This window comes from Pseudomonas sp. CFII64, assembly GCF_000416235.1.
Classification (GTDB): Bacteria; Pseudomonadota; Gammaproteobacteria; order Pseudomonadales; family Pseudomonadaceae; genus Aquipseudomonas.
The window spans coordinates 37,214-55,651 of record NZ_ATLO01000025.1 but is presented as its reverse complement, the minus strand read 5'-3'; the positions used below and the strand labels follow the sequence as shown (position 1 = coordinate 55,651).

The following is an 18,438-nucleotide window of genomic DNA, read 5'->3' as shown; positions in this document are numbered from 1 at the left end:
CAGCGCCCTTCCCAGCCTTCCAATGATCAGGCAGGCAAATCGCAAGCAATGGAGGTCGTCATGAAAACCGATGCAAAACTGCAAGGCGCAATGGGGGGTGATGATCCGGTTCCGACGTCGCCGGATCCGTTGAGTCCTGGGCGTACGGATTTGAATCCAAGTGATCAACCGGGTGTGGATGAGTTGCCGGATAACGAAGGCGCGGTGCCGCTGGGTAGCGAGGACGAGGCTGATGCTCAGGAGGAGATGACTGACGTTGATGTCGATAACGCCGAGTTTGATGATGCGCCGAACCCGCGCTGAGTTTTTGACGAGGGGGTAGGTGTCAGGGAATCGGCTCGCTGTTTATCAGCGGACTCCAGACCAACACCAGGGTAATGGAGTGTCGTCCGGACGCTCCATTACAACTGTTTCTATCTAACTGAACTTGAACAACCCTACGCTAGGCAAAACGCCGAGTCATGGCCTCAGGACAGCCCACCCTTTATCAGACGTAATACCGTGATCTTGTTGCGTGGCGGCATATGAACAAGCAGTTCCGGGGCGAATGTCTGCGCCGGGAAATAGTCAGGGGCTTCGCCTCTGGACCGGGGCATAAGCTCTTCCCAGCCGGCGTCGTCCAGCGCAAAAAGCTTCGCTTGGGTTTTGTCTGCCCGCAGTTCGAGCGCCATTAGGTTTGCTGCAATTTCTTCGAGGGTGCTCAAGGCTGTCTCCATGACATTGCTCTTTGCGGAGAACGTCGGTGCGTAGATATGGGAAGTCGCAAAGCGTCAGGTTTCCGTTGTTCAAGACGCTTGAAGGGGACTTTTGCAAAGTTCGCACCAATTGCCGGGACGTAAATTTCCATCCATCGGTTTGATTCGCCCTCAAGCTGAAACGATTCAGGTCGATAGTCTGGAATCGCTTTTTACACTTCGGCAAGGCCACGGCATGAACCTGAGACACTTCAACATCGCACCCCGCTCGCTGCTCTGCTTCGGCTTTTTTGCCGTGCTGGTCACCGCTTTCGGCCTGTTTTCACTGGACCAGTCTGCGGATTTGAAAGAGTCCAGGGATGTCCTGCAAGACAATGTGCTGCCTACCGTTCAGGCGGTTGATCAGATCAAGGCTGATCTGCTGACCATTCGGTTATGGAACGGCAGCTTGCGCATGGCCAAGGACACCGACACTGCCGATTCGGCCCGTCAAAAAATCATGCAGGCGCGCAGCGGCCTTGAAACCGACGTTCGCAAACTGGAGCCCTTGATGACCAGCGATCAGGGCAAGCAGGCGTTCATCAGCATGACGCGCGACATAACCGGTTACCTGAGCGTGCATGCACGCTATATGGATGCGGTGACCCAGAAGCGTGATGACACGATCACGGCCATGACCCAATCAACCGGTGAAATGACTCAGGCAGCCGAGCTGCTGGCCAAAGACATCAACGAGGTTTCCCGCCTGATCGATGTCAGCGTGACGCAAACCAATGCTGCGGCCGATCAAACCTACGACCAGGCGCGCAACGTGACTATCGCCGCGATTCTCGTGGCACTGGCTGCCACGCTGGCGCTGGCCGCGCTCTTTACTCGCAGCCTTACGGCACCAATCGCCAAGGCGTTGGCGATTGCCGAGCAGATTGCCGCCAATGACCTCAGCAAGCCTATCGCTGTCGACGGCCGCGATGAGCCGGGCCGGTTGCTGGCGGCGCTGTCGATCATGCAGCAGAACCTGCGACGCACGCTGGGCGAGCTGGGTGATTCCTCGAACCAGCTGGCCGCCACCTCCGAAGAGATGACAGCTGTCACCGAAGATGCCTTGCGCGGCGTACAGCGTCAGAACGATGAAATCAATCAGGCCGCCACCGCCATCAATCAGATGAGCGCTGCGGTTGAAGAAGTCGCGCGCAACGCCGTGCTGGCTTCCACGGCCGCGCAGGACTCAAGCCAGTCAGCGGCGCATGGTCGCCAGCGCGTGGACGAAACGGTCAGTGTGATTCATGAGCTGCATCAGGCTGTCGGCGTCACCGCTACCGAAATCGATGGGCTGGCGGTGCAGGTTCAAGGCATCAGCGGCGTGCTGGATGTGATCCGCGGCATCGCCGACCAGACCAATCTGCTGGCGCTCAATGCCGCCATTGAAGCTGCCCGGGCCGGTGAAGCCGGACGTGGTTTTGCGGTGGTTGCCGATGAGGTTCGCGCATTGGCGCATCGTACCCAGCAGTCGACTGCCGAGATCGAGAAAATGATCGCATCGATTCAAGGCGGCGCGAGCAAGGCCGTGAGCGCGATGAGTCATAGCAGTGAGCGCGCCCGTGCCAGCCTGGACGTTGCCGAGGCGGCGGGTCACGCCCTGGCCGACATCACGGCGGCAATCGTGCAGATCAACGAACGTAACATCAGCATTGCGTCAGCCACTGAAGAGCAGGCGCAGGTTGCCCGGGAAGTGGACCGCAACCTGACCAGCATTCGCGACTTGTCGGTGCAGACCGCCGCGGGTGCCAACCAGACTTCAGCCGCGAGCAGCGAATTGTCACAGTTGGCGGTCGGCCTTAATCAGCTGGTCATTCGCTTCAGGATGTAAACCAATCAGGCCTGTGGGCACTCAGTCATCACAGGCCGATTCAGACGGCTGACCAGGTACGGCGCCAGGCTCAGCAACCCAGCCAGCGCCAGCGCCGTGCCCACCCACAGCGGCGAACGCAGTCCGTATCCGCCGTCGATCCCCGCTCCTCCCGCCCAAGTGCCCAGCGCCAGACCCGCCGTGATGATCGAGGTGTGCATGGTGTTGACCAATGGACCCGGCGACGCCGCACGCATGACTCGCGCCGCCATTGCCGGATTCAGCGACACGCCCGTCAGACCGATGACCAGAAACGCGCCGATGCTGATCACAGTGTTTTCCGCGAACAGTGCAAACGCCGCAAGCCCGGCGCAGAGCAAGGCCAGACCACCGGCGAGTACCGGCAAGGTATGGCGGTCGGCCAGGCGTCCGACCACCATGTTGCCGACAATGTTGGCGACGCCGTAAAGGGCCAGCATCCACGGAATCGAGGCCGCCGAGAAGCCGGTGACCTCGGTAAAGATCGGCGAGAAATAGGTGAATGCAGTGAACGTCGCGCCAATGATCAGGCCGCTGGTGACGTAAGCCGCCCACAACGGGCCATTCACAATGGCTTTGAATTCGGCGGCAAGGCTGACCACTGCGCGGTTTTTCGAGGCCGGAACCAACAGCGCAACAACCGCAGTGCAGACCATCGACAGCACCGCAATTGCCCAGAAACTGGCGCGCCAGCCAAAATGCTGCTCGATCAACGCGGTTGCCGGCACCCCAAGCACGGGCGAAAACATCAGCCCGCCAAGGACGAAGGAAGCCGCTCGGCCACGAGCGTGTGGCTCGACCAGATGTGCGGCGATCGTCAGCGATACGCCGATGCAGGCCGAACTGGCAACACCCATCAACACCCGCGCTACCGCCAGAACCTCATAGGTCGGCGCCATCGCCGCCAGCACGCCACCCACAACGTTGAGCATCAACAGCCAGAACAACGCCGGTTTGTTCTGCATGCGCAACGCCAGCACCAAAGCCGTCAGCACCGGCCCACCAATGGCCATGCCGACGGCGTAAAGCGAAATCAGATAACCAACCTGCCCGACCGAGACATCCAGCGCCGCCGCCAGCGACGGCATCATGCCCGCAATCATGAACTCGGCGGTGGTCAGCGAAAAAATCGTAAGGCCCAGAAGGTAAACAACAAATGGCATGAAGGGTTCTTTCTTACAGGAATGGGCGCGTAATCATACGGAAAAGGTGGGAGGTGTGTCGTAGGGTTTCGACTGTGGCGCTGAGAGGCGTTCCGTTGTTCAGATGCCGCGCTGCCAAAACTAAGTCCGCGCTTGCCCTCGAACTGAGATGCGATTCGTTGGAGCGAGGCTTGCCCGCGAAAGAAGATAAAGAGGTCGATCTGGTGCACCGCAGCGCCTGATTCGCGGGCAAGCCACGCTCCAACGGGAACACTCATTCGCACCCAGGAAATGGTCTCAATTATGAACGGTCCCAACCTCAATCAAGCACCACATGCGGCAGGAACCGGCTGCTGTCCTTGGTGATCAGGCTGTCGTCTTCGCGAATCCCGATGCCGGATGCGGCGTCGCCCACCACCCATGATCCGATCAGGGTGTAGCTGTTGCCGAACTTTGGCAGCGGCGCGAATTTCTGCAGGATGTAGGGCGCGTCATTGTAGGGACCGTCTTCGAAAATCACCTGATCGCCGGGGGTGCGGATTTCGATGTTGGCGCCTTCCCGGGAGAAGTACGGTTTGCGCACCCAGCCCTTGGGCACCGGCGCGCGCGGATCTTTGTCGACAAAGGATGGCAGCAGGTTGGGATGCCCTTCATTGAACTGCCAAAGCAGCGGCAGAATGCCTTTGTTGGAAATGATGGATTTCCAGGCCGGCTCGATGAATTGCGTATCGCAGCCCGGAATAGCCTGGCCATGGGGTTCATGGAATACGTGTTCCCAGGCATGCAGCTTGAAGATGCGTTCTATCCAGCGGCCTTCAAGATCGACGAAGCGACCATCCGCTGTGAGGCCGATGTCTTCAATGTCGATATGGCGCGTCTCGATGCCGACGTGTTCGGCCATCTTGCGCAGGAAGTCCGTGGTGCCGCGATCTTCGATGGAGCCGGACATGGCCGAGAAATAGAACGGCCCGCCGTCCTTGATCGCGGCGAAAGCGCGCACCAGATCTTCGGCCATTGAGTTGAATTGAGTGGCATGCGGCGGCAACACGCCGCGTGCGATCTGTTCCTCCAGCCAGATCAGCTGAAACGCCCCGGCCTCATAAGCCGAAGTCGGCGTGTCCATGTTGCCTTCCAGCAGTTTGGCCGGATTGACGCCGTCGTAGCTGAAGTCGAAACGGCCATACAAATGGGGATGGCCTTCCTTCCAGGAGGTACGAACCAGATCGAAGAACGCCGCAGGAATCGCGAGCCGGGTCAGCAGCTCCTCGCTTTCCACTACCTTTTCGACCACATCCAGACACATCGCATGAAGCTCCTGGGTCGGCGCTTCGATGTCCCGGGTGATCTGCTGTTCCGTGAACTGGTAGTACGCGCGCTCATCCCAATAGCGTTCGCCGTCGATGGTGTGGAAATTGAACCCCTCACGCTCGGCGGTCGCACGCCAGTCCAGGCGCTCTTCGATGCTGATTCTTTTCATGGATAACGTTCCTGTCAGCCGCCGAAACTGGAGCCGCTGCTGCTCTTGCCACCCCAACCGCTGCGCGCGCTCGCCTGACTGCCGAAACCGCCTCGCGAAATGGACGACGATACCGACGAGCCTTTGCCCAGATTGCGTCCCAGCGTGCTTTGCGAATAGCTGCCGGTGGAACTTGAACGGGCCTGGGTCGACTGACCGAACGTCTTGCCCTGTTCGATCTGTTTCGAGAGCGTCGAGCTTTGGTAGGCGCCACGGGAGTCGCGGGTCTGGTAGATCGGCTGCGAGTAGTAACGCCCGCCGCCCATATTGCCGCTGAGCATGTTGCCAATCAGCAAACCGGTCAGCAGGCTGGTGCCACTGAAACCGCCGCCACCGCCGCCACTTTCACTGCCGCCCTGCGCCTGAGCCGCCGCGACCTGGGACTTGGGAACCTCACCGGACAGCGACAGTTCAAAGCCACCCAGCTTGGGCATGAATTTGCCGTCGGAAGTCTGCTGGCAATAATCCGGCACAAAGTCCGCGTCGCAGGCTGCGGCGCTGTCGTACGTCGGGGCAATACGCCGATGGTCCGCCAGGGCATTCATGTAGGCATCCGAGCAGATATCCACAGGGACTTTCTGCTCCACGCAGGCCTGCACGGTCGGGAACGTCTGTTGGGTGTTGACCTCCACCGTTTCCTCGGACTTGCTGCATGCAGCAAGCGCCAACGGCAAAGTACTGGCCAGAACCAGCTTTAAAGAACTACGTCTCATCGAATACTCCTTTCGATAGCTGGCAGTCAGGTCGACGGCGTCATGCAGGCCGAGTTGAGAAACCCGACGCTGATTGCAACGCTGGCGGCATAGATCGCAGCAGCCATTTCGCCTCTGGCGATTCGAACCGACAAGCCTTTCAAGACCAGGCTGGTCATGGTGAATGTGAGCAATTGCACGACGGCGGCAATCAGCGCCCAGACCACGGCGTCCAGCACGCTGACGCTGTAGGAAATGATATTGCTCGCCGGCAGGGCGAAGCCGATCAACGCACCGCCCAGGGCAACGGCCGCCGCGACGTTACCTTCACGGATCAGGGCGAATTCCTTGTGCGGGGTCAGTCGGGTGTAGGCGAACTGGAACAACCCGAACAGGATCGCAGCCACGACGATGTACACGACAAAGCTGAGCACTGACTGTGCGTTGAGGGACATCTGAAGCGCTTCAAGCATGGTTCTTACTTCCTTTTAGATGACCGTGAAGTCGGTGGATTGCAAAGTGACACCAATCGACGTGGTGAGGGAAATGTTGCCTTCCTCATCCTCCTCGACCGACAGCAGCAGGAATTCGCGGCGGTCAACCAGGCCCGTGTCCCGCGCATACAACATGCTCAGGTGCTGAATCCGGTAGGACTCTTCGGGGCTGGTCACCACTTCGCTCATCGGCGTGAATTCGGTCTGACCTTCTTCGGTGCCCCACTGTCGCTCGTATTCATAGCCTTCGTGGGCGTAGATCGGCAGGCCGATTTTCGAGTCCGGGCCGACCAGACGTTTGAGTTCCGCCTCGCTGCTGATCGTCACGACGCTGTTATAACCGAACAGGATGACGTCGAGCACGTCCTCTGCTGTAGGACCGTTCATCACGACCTGTAGCCAATAATCTTCATCTTCAAAATAGAAGCGAACCATGCGCATGGATTGCCCAAGATCCACCTGGCCCACCGACCACACCACTTCCTCGTCAGGCACAACCAGTTCGGAATGGCCGTCGAGCATGAGTTTGAGAGAGTCATCGAGGTCGAGCATGCGGCCCGAAGCCAGCCCGAACGGGTTTGCGGCGAGCGTGGCGCCATCAGGGGACATGCCAGGCGATGAACCCGGCGATGGCTTCGGAGCTTCCATACCCAGAACTCGTTTGATCCAGCTCATAGTGCTTTTCCTTCAAGTCGCGTCGATGCGATGTAAAAAATCTCGCCACCCTGCACGGCAATATCGTTGCCAGGGTTGATGTCAAAATCAGTTGCGCCCGGGGCGCGATAGCCGATCAAGGTCGCGCTGAACTCTTTGCGCAGCCGGATATACAGCTCGCCGCAGGTGGTGGTCAGATCGTCCCGCAAGGCATGTCGATACTGGGTAGCGCCTCGACCCACACACAGCAGCTCGTTGATGACGATGCTGGAGCCCGGATCCTGGGAAGAGCGCACGAGCATCTCGATGGCCATGTTCGAGGTGCATTCGAGCTCTGGCGCGTAGCTCTTGGCTAACGAAGCACGCTCGGAGTTATTGAAGTGCGCCACGACATGACCGCGCGGCCCCAGTTGTTTGAGGGTCAGGACGATTGCCAGGGTCAGGCTGTCGGATTGCGTGTGGACCAGCACCCGTTGCGCGCCGACGACACCGGCCCGAGTCAGCAGCGCTGGCGAATCCAGCGAATCGCCTCTGACGAACGAGGCCTTGCCCGGCAATGGGTTTTCGCTGATCAGCGCGTCGCAGATCACCAGGCCGTCGCCACTTGAGGCCACATCTTGATACAGCAAATCCACGATTCGCTCGCTGGACTCACCGTCCCAGCCAATCAGTACCGTATGCCCGACAAGACGCGAATAATCGCCCAATCCCTTCACTTTTCTTCTCCATAGTTCGCCCACCGAAGTCGACGCCTTACCGATAATCGTGGTCAGCAAGGCGATGCCGCCGAGCATGATCCATATCGCGGTGACCACCTTGCCGAAGTCGGTTTTCGGCGACAGATTGCCATAACCCACCGTGGTCGCCGTGGTGAGGTAGAAGTACACAAACTCCAGCGGCCTGAGCAGATGTTCTTCGCCTGCAAACGCCAGCAGGATGTAGGACAGCGCAAAATGCACCGCCAGCAACATCCCGATTCCGGCCCAGCCGAACCGCTCGAAAAAAGCGGTGGTCTGCAGCCTCAATATCAACAGCAGCGACATTCACGTCATCCCTAGGTGAACGCATCTTCATGCGGGTCATTCAGGCACTGTCAGGCACCAAACGTTTGGAGTGCATGAGCCAGGCCACGAAGATACCGGCTAATGCCCCGCAAAGGTGTGACTCAATCGAAACTCCCGGCACCGGAATGAACCCGAAAATCAGCCCGCTGTAGCCGAGCAGCGCAATGATTGCGACACCGAAGCTCATCAGGCTGCGCTGATACCAGGCGCGGGCGAGCACGTAAGTCCACAGGCCGAAAATCAGGCCGCTGGCGCCGACGTGCAAGACCGGTCGGCCAATCACCCAGACCATCAGACCGCCCAGCAGTGAAATCAGCAGCACCACCCGGATATAACGTTGCAGCCCTTCGGTCGCCACCAGCCAGCTCAGCACCACGAACGGCAGCAGGTTGCTGAGCAAATGCCGCACTGAACCATGCAGGAATGGCGAGAACGCGATGCCTTGCAGACCCGAGAACGTCCTTGGAAACAGGCCATGGGAAACGAGGCTGTTGGCGGTGAAGGTATTGATCACCTGAACCGCGACCATCACCGCCGCCAACCCCAGGATTACCCGCAGGCCTTGTCCAATCGCCATGTGTACTCCACTGAAATGCAGACCAAATCTAAAGACCAAAAAAAGGGAGCAAACGGAAACTCCGCATGCCCCCTTGTTACAGCTTACTGCGCAGGCTTGTCAGTCTGGCTTTGGGCTTTCAGACGGGCCAATACATCGGCTGCACCGCCGGTTTTCGCGCCGATGCCAGCTTCCTGCAGACGACGTTCCAGATCACCGCCGTTGGCGGAGGCATCCAGTTCTTCAGCAGCTTCGAGCTTGGCGTCCTGTTCGTCCTGACGCTGTTTGATGCGCGCCAGGGAACCGACTGCGGTTTCCAGACGACCGTTGGCACCGCCAGTGGCGGCCGCGGCGTTGATCTGCGCCTTCTGCACGCTGTCACGCGCCTTGGCCATGTCAGCCTGCTGACGCAGACCCTTGATCTGGCTTTCAGCCTTGGTGACTTGAACGGTCAGCTTGGTGACCTGTGCACCAAACTGGTCGGCGGCGGCTTTTTCCTGATCGCGCAGCGCAGTCAGTTCGGACACCTTTTCCGCACATTCCAGAGCCAGTCCGTCCTGACCTTGATTCATCGCTGCGACGGCCTTCTGTTCCCAGTTGGCGATGTTCTTGTTGTGCTCTTCAACACGCTGCACGGACAGTTTGTGCTTGGCTTTGATCTGAATCAGCTGGTTGCGCGCGGCAAGCATGGAGGCGTCCGCGTCACGGATTTCCTGATCAAGAATGCGCAAGGCCTGAGCGTCGACGATGGCTTCGCCAACTTCCGAAGCTCCACCACGCAGAGCCGTAACCATTTTTTTCCAAAGACTCATTCGATTTGACTCCCGATTACTGTGGATCAACTGTTAAAAAATCTTCGTAGGCATCAGCGGCGCGAATCACGTTATCCGCCAGCGTCAGCACTTCGTGGACGATTACGGTCAGCGATGATGCAGCGCTCAGTGCGCCGAACATGCTGTAGACCGTTTCGCCGTTGGGCATCGTTTCGATGCCGATGGAGGACAACGGAAAGATGTCGCGGCTGCGCAGTACGGTGTCGTTGAATGTCGCGACATCCTTGACTTGCGAGGCGTATACCAGCACCGAATCCACCAGCACCTGATCGCCGGAAATGGCGATGGCGATGGGCAGGCCGCCGAAGTTGTGCATGGTCAGGCTCAGGCTTGGTTCAGTGCCCTGAATCAGATTCAGCTCGATTTCATTACTCTTCACGGCGTCCAGTTCAACCAGCGCCGCGTGCAGCGTATCGATCGTCCAGTTCGTATTTTCGGTCATGAATTCCTCCAGTTTGATCCGGTTGCCCAAATAGGGCTGGCGTAACACTTTTTCTATGGTTCTGAGGACATCTGCGTTTTCCGGGAGAACGTACAGCTCTCGTTTCACATAGCCGGCAGCCGTCAGCCGGGCACGCATTTCACGCATGTAGTCGGTTGAAGTTTTCCGAGCCATTTCGGCGTCCTCTTGTGCATCACATGTGAGGCACACTACGCTCAATGTTCAGGATGCACAACACCTCACATGTGATACAAAATGCGTCAGAAATTTCCTCAGCAACCCACAATGCGCGCCATATATGGCTTACTGACGACCATTCACTCATTGAAGTCCGGGATTCATTCCCGCCCTGCGCGGTCTTTTCTGCATGACAACTTCCAGCTCCTCCTGGCTCCCCTTCTGGCTTCGCCGTGTCTTGCGTCCTTTGCTGGACCCTTATCGCCGCTACCGCCATGCGCGTTACATCCATGCCGGACGCATCGTCGTCGGCCTGCTGGTCTCGATCCTGCTGACCACCGGGATCAATTTGCCCCACGGCGAGTGGGCATCCGTCACGATGCTGATCGTGATCGGCGGTTTGCAGCATCACGGCAATATCGGCAAGAAGTCCGTGGAGCGGGCTTACGGCACCTTGATCGGTGCGGGACTGGGATTGGCGGTGGTCTGGCAGCAGGACTATTTCGAGCTGCCGCTGCTGACGTATCTGATGATGTCCCTGGCCTGCGGCTTCTTTGCCTATCACGCCATCGGCAAGGGCGGCTATACCGCGCTGCTGTCGGCCATCACCCTGTTCATCGTCGCCGGGCATGGCGACAACCCGTTGAGCGACGGCCTCTGGCGTACGGTGGATATCCTGATCGGCATCGTTCTGGCGCTGGCGTTTTCCTTTGCGCTGCCGCTGTACGCCACGTTTTCCTGGCGCTACAACCTGGCCAGCGGTCTGCGCGATTGCGCCAAGGTTTACGGGCGTATCAATCAGGGTCAGCCAATTACCGCCGATGAGCATCTCAAGCTGATGGCGCGCCTGAACGCCACCATGCTGCAACTGCGCTCATTGATGCCTTCGGTGTCCAAGGAAGTGCGGATTTCCATGGTCGAGCTGGACGCCATTCAGGGCCATTTCCGCATGTGCCTGAGCACCCTTGAAATCCTCTCCAACATTCGTCCCGCAGACCTCGACCAAGTGGCTGGCGAAGCATGGAAAGCGCGGCTGGATGCCGAATACCGCCAAACCCGGCGCCAGTTGATCGGCATGGCGCGGGCGCTGCAAACCGGCGCCACCGAACGCCTGGACCGCAAAACCGACGGCAACTCGCCACTGCCGATGCCGAGCAGCCCGGTGCCCGCTGAATTGACCGGGTATCACCTGTTGATGCTGCAACTGGCAAGCAACCTCGACGGGCTGCAACAGCGCTTGTCCAAGACGGCCAAGCGCTGGAAGATCTGACCCAACCGCCGCTGCTTTGTCGGCGCGATGCTTTGACTGGAGAAAAACGTGTCTGCCGTACGCCCGCCTGTTCTGGATGAAATCGACCGCCAGCTGATCGCCGCCTTGCAGCTCAACGCCAGGGAAAGCGTGGCCATGCTCGCCCGGCAACTGGGCATCGCCCGCACGACCGTGACCTCGCGACTGGCGCGCCTGGAAAGTGCGAAGGTCATTACCGGTTATGGCGTGCGCTTGAGTCAGCGGGTGGTGGATGGCGGTTTGCAGGCTTATGTCGGGATCACCGTGCAGCCACGCTCCGGCAAGGAAGTCTTGCGCCGCCTCAGCACGCTCGCCCAGGTCCAGCAGCTGTGTGCCGTGAGCGGCGAATTTGATTACGTGGCCTGGTTGCGCACCGAATCGCCGGAACAGCTGGATCAACTGCTGGACCTGATCGGCAGCATCGACGGCGTCGAGAAAACCACCACCTCAATCATTCTCAGCAGCAAGATTGATCGTGGGCAGCCGGTGTAAAGCGTAAACATGACCACCAACCTCGTCACATCGCACAATAACACTGCAAAACGACGACACTTTGCGTCTTTTTAACGCCTCAACTCTTAACTAGACTGTCTGCTTTCGCGTCCCGGCAAAACAAGGTCAGTCATGAACAACAATCGCCACCCCGCAGACGGTAAAAAGCCGATCACTATTTTCGGTCCGGACTTCCCTTTTGCCTTTGACGACTGGATCGAGCATCCGGCCGGGCTGGGCAGTATTCCAGTGGAGAATCACGGCGCGGAAGTGGCGATTGTCGGCGCGGGCATTGCCGGATTGGTGGCGGCTTACGAGTTGATGAAACTGGGCCTCAAGCCGGTGGTGTACGAGGCCTCGAAGATGGGCGGCCGCTTGCGCTCCCAGGCGTTTGAAGGCACCGAGGGGATCATCGCCGAGCTGGGCGGCATGCGCTTTCCGGTGTCGTCCACGGCGTTTTATCACTATGTCGATAAACTCGGCCTGGAATCAAAACCCTTCCCCAACCCGCTGACGGCTGCGTCCGGCAGCACTGTGATCGATCTGGAAGGCACCACGTATTACGCACAGAAGCTGTCGGATTTGCCCGCGCTGTTTCAGGAAGTCGCTGACGCCTGGGCGGACGCGCTGGAGGAAGGTTCGGGTTTCAAGGATATCCAGCAAGCCATTCGCGACCGCGATGTGCCCCGCCTCAAACAGTTGTGGAACACCCTCGTTCCGCTGTGGGATGACCGCACGTTCTACGATTTTGTCGCCACTTCCAAGGCGTTCGCCAAGCTGTCGTTTTACCATCGCGAAGTGTTCGGCCAGGTGGGTTTTGGGACCGGCGGCTGGGATTCGGATTTCCCCAACTCGATGCTGGAAATCTTCCGCGTGGTGATGACCAACTGCGACGATCATCAGCACCTGATTGTCGGCGGCGTCGAGCAAGTGCCGCTGGGGATCTGGAAGCACGTCCCGGAGCGCTGCGCGCACTGGCCGCAAGGCACCAGTCTGGCGACGCTGCACCACGGCGCGCCGCGTACCGGGGTCAAGCGCATTGCCCGCGCCGATGATGGCCGCCTGGCAGTGACCGACAACTGGGGCGACACCCGCCATTACGCGGCCGTGCTGACCACCTGCCAGAGCTGGCTGCTGACCACCCAAATCGAGTGCGAAGAAAGCCTGTTCTCGCAAAAGATGTGGATGGCCCTGGACCGCACGCGCTACATGCAGTCGTCGAAAACCTTCGTCATGGTCGACCGGCCGTTCTGGAAAGACAAAGACCCGGAAACCGGCCGCGACCTGATGAGCATGACGCTGACTGATCGCCTGACACGCGGCACGTACCTGTTTGATAACGGCGACGACAAGCCCGGCGTGATCTGCCTGTCGTATTCGTGGATGAGCGACGCGCTGAAGATGTTGCCGCAGCCCATCGAAAAACGCGTGAAACTGGCACTCGATGCGCTGAAGAAGATCTACCCTAAAGTGGATATCGCGGCGCGGATCATTGGCGACCCGATTACCGTGTCCTGGGAAGCCGATCCGCATTTCCTCGGCGCGTTCAAAGGCGCATTGCCAGGGCATTACCGCTATAACCAACGCATGTACGCGCACTTCATGCAGCAGGACATGCCCAGCGAACAGCGCGGCATGTTCATCGCCGGCGACGACGTATCCTGGACGCCGGCCTGGGTTGAAGGCGCGGTGCAGACCTCGCTGAACGCGGTGTGGGGCATCATGACCCACTTCGGCGGCAAGACTCACGCAGTAAATCCAGGCCCTGGCGATGTGTTCCACGAAATAGGCCCGATCGCCCTGGCCGATTGAACAGGAGGCATGAAGCCATGCACATCGCGCTCTACCAATGCACGCCGCTGCCGCTGGATATCAACGGCAATCTGCAACGCCTGGATTTCCAGGCCCGGGAGGCCGCGAGCCAGGGCGTCGATTTGCTGGTCTGCCCGGAAATGTTCCTCACCGGCTACAACATCGGCGCCCAGGCGGCCGGTGCATTGGCGCAGCCTTGCGATGGTTTCGCGGCCGCGCAAGTCGCGGCCATCGCCCAGGCGCATCACATCGCCATCCTTTATGGATATCCCGAACGCAACGCCAGCGACCAGATCTACAACTCGGTGCAGCTGATCGATGCCCACGGCAAAAGCCTGTGCAATTACCGTAAGACGCATCTGTATGGCGAGCTGGATAAGTCGATGTTTGCTGTCGGCGAAGATCGCTTCCCGGTGGTGGAACTCAACGGCTGGCGGCTCGGATTGCTGATCTGCTACGACGTCGAATTCCCCGAAAACACCCGCCGTCTGGCATTGGCCGGCGCCGAGGTGATTCTGGTGCCCACCGCGAACATGGCGCCGTATGACTTTGTCTGCGAAGTGACGGTCCGCGCCCGCGCCTACGAAAACCAATGCTACGTGGCCTACGCCAACTATTGCGGCAGCGAAGGCACTATCCAATATTGCGGCCTGAGCAGCATTTGCGCGCCGGATGGCAGCCGTTTGGCCGTCGCGGGTCGAGCTGAGGAACTGGTCAGCGGCAAGCTGGATCGGCAATTGATGACCGACTCCAGGGCGATCAATACCTATTTCAATGACCGACGGCCGGGGTTGTATGCGGGGCTGGGTGAGAGTTGATGCTGCTGGAAGAGCACAGCTCGGTAGGACCGGACTTGTCCGGGAAAGCGTCGGGTCTACCGAAGAATATTTTCAGCGCTTGCACTGCCCTCTTCGGGGACAAGTCCCCTCCTACCGGCTGTGTTGAGGTTCAAGGTTGCGCCACAGAATCCGAACTCGTTCATACCCATTTCCGCTAGCATGACCCGCTGATCCCCATCGGAACCAACATGCCCGCCTCCGCCAACCCCAACATCGAACACCTCACGCTCGCCAACGGGCTGCGCGTGGTGCTGTGTCATGCGCCGAGGCTCAAGCGCGCGGCTGCGTCGTTGCGGGTCGCGGCCGGAAGTCATGATGTGCCCGCTGCATGGCCGGGGCTGGCGCATTTTCTGGAGCATTTGTTCTTCCTCGGCACCGAGCGTTTCGCCGACGATCAGAAACTGATGGCCTTCGTGCAGCGTAACGGCGGCCAGCTCAATGCCAGCACCCGGGAGCGCACCACTGACTTTTTCTTCGAGCTGCCATTGGCGGTGTTCGGGGAAGGGCTGGATCGTCTGTGCGAAATGCTCGCCCACCCGCGTATGACACTGGAAGATCAGCTGCGGGAACGGGAAGTGCTGCATGCCGAATTCATCGCCTGGTCACGAGACGCCAAGGTGCGCGAGCAGATCCGCCTGCTTGAGCCCATCTGCGCCAGTCATCCTCTGAAAGCCTTTCATGCAGGCAATCGCTTCAGTTTGCCAGTGCCGCGTCAGGCGTTTCAGCAGGCTTTGCGGGATTTTTACCGACGCTTTTATCAAGCCGGGCAAATGACCTTGTGCCTGACCGGCCCGCAATCCCTGGCAGAGCTGAAAACCCTGGCCTCGATCCACGGCGGGTATTTTGTCGCGGGCCAAGCGGTCCGGCAGAGCGAACCGCCGAGGTTAATGGATCGCGCAACTTTCGTGCAGTCAGTCGACAAAACGGGTCGGCGCAACCTGCTTCTTGCCTGGGAAAACCTCAACGACGCCGCTGACGAAGCAGCGGCATTTCTCTGTCATCACCTGGATTCAGCGCATCCGGGCGGATTGACTGCGCAGTTACGTGCGCGGGGGCTGGCTGAAACGTTGAAGGCTGAGGTGCTTTACCAGTTTGCCGGGCAATTGTTGATCAAGGTTGAAATGGTTGTCGGGGTTGATAGGGCTATTGCGAGCAAGCTCGCTCCCACAGGTGAGCAGCAGGCGAGATTGCTGTTTGACTGGCTAATTTTTTTCAAGGGCAACTGGCCAAGCGTTCGCGCCGACTACCACCGTATTCAGCAACGTCGCCTGGACACCTGCGGCGCGCTGGATCTGGCCCATCACTACGCGCGCAACGCACCGCAAGGCCTGTCGGATGAAGGCGCTCAAGCCCTCGATGCGTTGTTGAACCAACTTACGGCCACGTTGGAGTCCACTGTCGAAAAAGTCGACTGGAAGCTACCGCAACCGAATCCTTTTCTGACATCCCAAAGCGACGACAGCAGCACTGACGGCGCGATTTACCTGCGCTGGACGCTGCCGTCGCCACAACCGGCGCTGTGGCACATGTTCGACCGAAGCCTGCGCAACCTGGGCGAAGACGCCAGGCAAGCTGGCGTGAATCTGGCTTTCACCGCGTATGGCAATGACTGGCAACTCAAGCTGATCGGCCTGAATGCGCCGCTGGCGATGATTCTCGAACACGCATTACGGCTTTTGCGCCATCCAGACGATGCAGCCTTGTCACGTCACGGACAGCCCGGTCAGGAAGCGGCGCTGATCCCGATCCGCCAGTTGCTCAAGTCGCTGCCTGATCATTATTTGAACAGCGTTCCGGGCGAAGCCATTGCCGATGCTCAATCGCTGTGGGCGGCCGCACGCTGGATCAGCTTCGCGGCCGGCCTGTCGGAGCAAACCGCGCAGGCGACAAACGCTGCGCTTGAGCTGACGCCCGGCAGCAAAGATCAAAACATGCTGCAGGCAACCGCCCTGCAACCCGGCAAGCATTGGCGATCAGAAGCGTCGGACTCGTCCGAAAGCGCCGTAATACTGTTTTGTCCGACTCCCAGCCTGAGCGTTGCCGACGAAGCCGCGTGGCGCATGCTCGCGCACCTGACCTGCGGGCCGTTTTATCAGCGTTTGCGGGTTGAGCTGCAATTGGGCTACGCGGTTTTCAGCGGTTTCCGACAGATCGCGGGGCAAGGCGGATTGCTGTTCGGCGTGCAATCGCCCGGCGCTTCGGTGCAGGAATTGGTCCAGCACATCAGCGACTTCATTGCGCACATCCCTGAGTTGATCGACAGCGCCGACCTGCCCCAGCAACAACAAACCCTGGCGGCGCAACTGGACAGCGCGGGCATGGAGGGCGCCAGCGCAGCTGAAATGCTCTGGCAGGCGCATCTTGCCGGACACAGCGCGGATTACCCGAAGCGCTTGCTCGCAGCGGTCATGGATCAGCAGAAAACCGCGCTGTTCAAGGCTGCGCAACAGCTGGAAAAGGCCAGCGCGGGCTGGCTGATCGTGAGCAATTCTTCCTCGCAGACGAATTGATCATTACCGGGAATGCAAAAGCTTTGTTCAGGATGAGGACAGCCAGCAATTGTTAAATTAAGTAACATAGCTCCCTAAGCATCGAACGATATCCCCTTCGGGGTGTACTAAAGATGTACCTACCCACCGCTGCAATCACCCAAAAGGAGTCTTCTATGTGGACTAAACCTGCTTACACTGATCTGCGTATCGGTTTCGAAGTCACCATGTACTTCGCAAGCCGTTGATTACGACGCGGTGCAAAGCCTCGGTTCGCCGGGGCTTTTTTTATTGGCATGACCCTTTTTATTTTTGCGTTTCACGACCTCGCGGCATGGAGCTGACATGTACATCCAGATTCTAGGATCTGCCGCCGGTGGCGGATTCCCTCAATGGAACTGCAATTGCGCCAACTGCGCGGGCTTTCGTGACGGCAGCCTGCGGGCGGTCGCGCGCACCCAATCGTCCATCGCGCTGTCCGACGATGGCGTCAACTGGGTGCTGTGCAACGCCTCGCCGGACATCCGCGCGCAACTTGCCGGCTTCGCGCCCATGCAGCCGGGACGCGCCCTACGCGATACCGGGATCAGCGCGATCATCCTGATGGACAGCCAGATCGACCACACCACGGGCCTGTTGAGCCTGCGTGAAGGTTGCCCGCATCAAGTCTGGTGTACCGACATGGTCCATGAAGATTTGAGCACCGGTTTCCCGCTGTTCACTATGCTCAAGCACTGGAACGGCGGCCTGGACTGGAACCGTATCGAGCTCGACGGCAGTTTTGTGATTCCGGCCTGCCCGAATCTGCGCTTCACGCCTTTCCCGCTGCGCAGCGCCGCGCCGCCCTATTCGCCGCACCGCTTTGACCCGCATCCGGGCGATAACATCGGTCTGATGGTTGAAGACCTCAAGACCGGCGGCAAGCTGTTCTATGCGCCAGGCCTGGGCAAAGTCGATGACGATCTGATGGAAAAAATGACCGCTGCCGATTGCCTGCTGGTGGACGGCACGATGTGGGACGACGACGAAATGCAGCGCCGTGGCGTGGGCACCCGGACCGGCACCGAAATGGGCCACCTGGCGCAGAACGGCCCCGGCGGCATGCTCGAAGTGCTGGAGCGCCTGCCCAAGCAGCGCAAGGTGCTTATCCACATCAATAACACCAACCCGATTCTCGACGAAGATTCCGCCGAACGCGCCGAACTGGCGCGGCGCAACGTCGAAGTGGCCTTCGATGGGATGAGTATCGAGCTCTAGCGAGATTTTGTAGGACTGGCTTTAGCCGGGAGGGCTACTTCCCGGACGAAAGAAATGCAGGGAATGTACCGGCCCCTTCGCGGCTAAAGCCGCTCCTACGGAACGTTCATT

General features: G+C 59.3%; 19 protein-coding genes. 9 read left to right on the top strand and 10 right to left on the bottom strand.

Annotation, left to right across the window (positions count from 1 at the left end):
* Nucleotides 1-60 precede the first annotated feature (60 nt).
* Nucleotides 61-303 (top strand): hypothetical protein, encoded by a 243-nt coding sequence (locus tag CFII64_RS11255; RefSeq protein WP_020290901.1) that lies wholly within the window; start codon nt 61-63, stop codon nt 301-303.
* Between the two features lie 164 nt (nt 304-467).
* Here CFII64_RS11255 and CFII64_RS11250 read toward each other — a convergent pair whose 3' ends face one another.
* Entirely contained in the window at nt 468-704 is a 237-nt protein-coding gene (locus CFII64_RS11250; RefSeq protein WP_156883161.1) for a hypothetical protein, read from the bottom strand.
* A gap of 226 nt (nt 705-930) precedes the next feature.
* On the opposite strand from CFII64_RS11250, the gene CFII64_RS11245 reads away from it, so the two are divergent.
* The gene (locus CFII64_RS11245; protein WP_044901308.1) at nt 931-2,562 is read left to right on the top strand and encodes a methyl-accepting chemotaxis protein; all 1,632 of its coding nucleotides are present in this window, start codon (nt 931-933) and stop codon (nt 2,560-2,562) included.
* Between the two features lie 5 nt (nt 2,563-2,567).
* Here CFII64_RS11245 and CFII64_RS11240 read toward each other — a convergent pair whose 3' ends face one another.
* The 9 genes from CFII64_RS11240 to CFII64_RS11200 all read right to left on the bottom strand — a co-directional run bounded on the left by CFII64_RS11240 (nt 2,568) and on the right by CFII64_RS11200 (nt 10,147).
* Nucleotides 2,568-3,743 (bottom strand): MFS transporter, encoded by a 1,176-nt coding sequence (locus tag CFII64_RS11240; RefSeq protein ID WP_020290898.1) that lies wholly within the window; start codon nt 3,741-3,743, stop codon nt 2,568-2,570.
* A 298-nt stretch (nt 3,744-4,041) separates the two neighbouring features.
* Nucleotides 4,042-5,199 (bottom strand): glutathionylspermidine synthase family protein, encoded by a 1,158-nt coding sequence (locus CFII64_RS11235; RefSeq protein WP_020290897.1) that lies wholly within the window; start codon nt 5,197-5,199, stop codon nt 4,042-4,044.
* A 14-nt stretch (nt 5,200-5,213) separates the two neighbouring features.
* Nucleotides 5,214-5,951, bottom strand: coding sequence for a DUF1190 domain-containing protein (locus CFII64_RS11230; RefSeq protein ID WP_020290896.1), 738 nt, complete (start codon nt 5,949-5,951; stop codon nt 5,214-5,216).
* 26 nt (nt 5,952-5,977) lie between these two features.
* Nucleotides 5,978-6,403 carry a DUF350 domain-containing protein gene (locus CFII64_RS11225; protein WP_020290895.1) on the bottom strand — a complete coding sequence of 142 codons (426 nt, stop codon included), beginning with the start codon at nt 6,401-6,403 and terminating at the stop codon, nt 5,978-5,980.
* A gap of 15 nt (nt 6,404-6,418) precedes the next feature.
* On the bottom strand, nt 6,419-7,099 hold the full coding sequence (locus tag CFII64_RS11220) for a DUF2491 family protein (protein WP_020290894.1): 681 nt from the start codon (nt 7,097-7,099) through the stop codon (nt 6,419-6,421).
* On the bottom strand, nt 7,096-8,121 hold the full coding sequence (locus CFII64_RS11215; protein WP_020290893.1) for an ion channel: 1,026 nt from the start codon (nt 8,119-8,121) through the stop codon (nt 7,096-7,098). Before CFII64_RS11215 ends, CFII64_RS11220 begins: the two co-directional genes overlap by 4 nt.
* Nucleotides 8,122-8,161: 40 nt before the next feature.
* Nucleotides 8,162-8,719: a rhomboid family intramembrane serine protease gene (locus CFII64_RS11210; protein WP_020290892.1), complete on the bottom strand. Its 558-nt coding sequence runs from the start codon at nt 8,717-8,719 to the stop codon at nt 8,162-8,164.
* Nucleotides 8,720-8,802: 83 nt separating this feature from the next.
* Nucleotides 8,803-9,510 (bottom strand): PspA/IM30 family protein, encoded by a 708-nt coding sequence (locus tag CFII64_RS11205; protein WP_020290891.1) that lies wholly within the window; start codon nt 9,508-9,510, stop codon nt 8,803-8,805.
* Between the two features lie 16 nt (nt 9,511-9,526).
* Entirely contained in the window at nt 9,527-10,147 is a 621-nt protein-coding gene (locus tag CFII64_RS11200; RefSeq protein WP_020290890.1) for a YjfI family protein, read from the bottom strand.
* A 193-nt stretch (nt 10,148-10,340) separates the two neighbouring features.
* Here CFII64_RS11200 and CFII64_RS11195 point away from each other — a divergent pair, with 193 nt between their 5' ends.
* The 7 genes from CFII64_RS11195 to pqqB all read left to right on the top strand — a co-directional run bounded on the left by CFII64_RS11195 (nt 10,341) and on the right by pqqB (nt 18,327).
* On the top strand, nt 10,341-11,420 hold the full coding sequence (locus CFII64_RS11195) for an FUSC family protein (protein WP_044901307.1): 1,080 nt from the start codon (nt 10,341-10,343) through the stop codon (nt 11,418-11,420).
* Between the two features lie 48 nt (nt 11,421-11,468).
* On the top strand, nt 11,469-11,930 hold the full coding sequence (locus CFII64_RS11190) for an Lrp/AsnC family transcriptional regulator (protein ID WP_020290888.1): 462 nt from the start codon (nt 11,469-11,471) through the stop codon (nt 11,928-11,930).
* 132 nt (nt 11,931-12,062) lie between these two features.
* On the top strand, nt 12,063-13,742 hold the full coding sequence (locus CFII64_RS11185) for an NAD(P)/FAD-dependent oxidoreductase (RefSeq protein WP_020290887.1): 1,680 nt from the start codon (nt 12,063-12,065) through the stop codon (nt 13,740-13,742).
* A gap of 17 nt (nt 13,743-13,759) precedes the next feature.
* Nucleotides 13,760-14,560, top strand: coding sequence for a carbon-nitrogen hydrolase family protein (locus tag CFII64_RS11180; RefSeq protein WP_020290886.1), 801 nt, complete (start codon nt 13,760-13,762; stop codon nt 14,558-14,560).
* A 209-nt stretch (nt 14,561-14,769) separates the two neighbouring features.
* Nucleotides 14,770-17,091: a pyrroloquinoline quinone biosynthesis protein PqqF gene (gene pqqF, locus CFII64_RS11175; RefSeq protein ID WP_020290885.1), complete on the top strand. Its 2,322-nt coding sequence runs from the start codon at nt 14,770-14,772 to the stop codon at nt 17,089-17,091.
* A gap of 155 nt (nt 17,092-17,246) precedes the next feature.
* Complete coding sequence (pqqA, locus tag CFII64_RS29305) at nt 17,247-17,318, top strand: pyrroloquinoline quinone precursor peptide PqqA (protein ID WP_008365141.1); 72 nt, start codon at nt 17,247-17,249, stop codon at nt 17,316-17,318.
* 97 nt (nt 17,319-17,415) lie between these two features.
* Nucleotides 17,416-18,327, top strand: a complete 912-nt coding sequence (gene pqqB, locus CFII64_RS11170) for a pyrroloquinoline quinone biosynthesis protein PqqB (protein ID WP_020290884.1) — start codon at nt 17,416-17,418, stop codon at nt 18,325-18,327.
* The last annotated feature ends 111 nt before the right edge of the window (nt 18,328-18,438 follow it).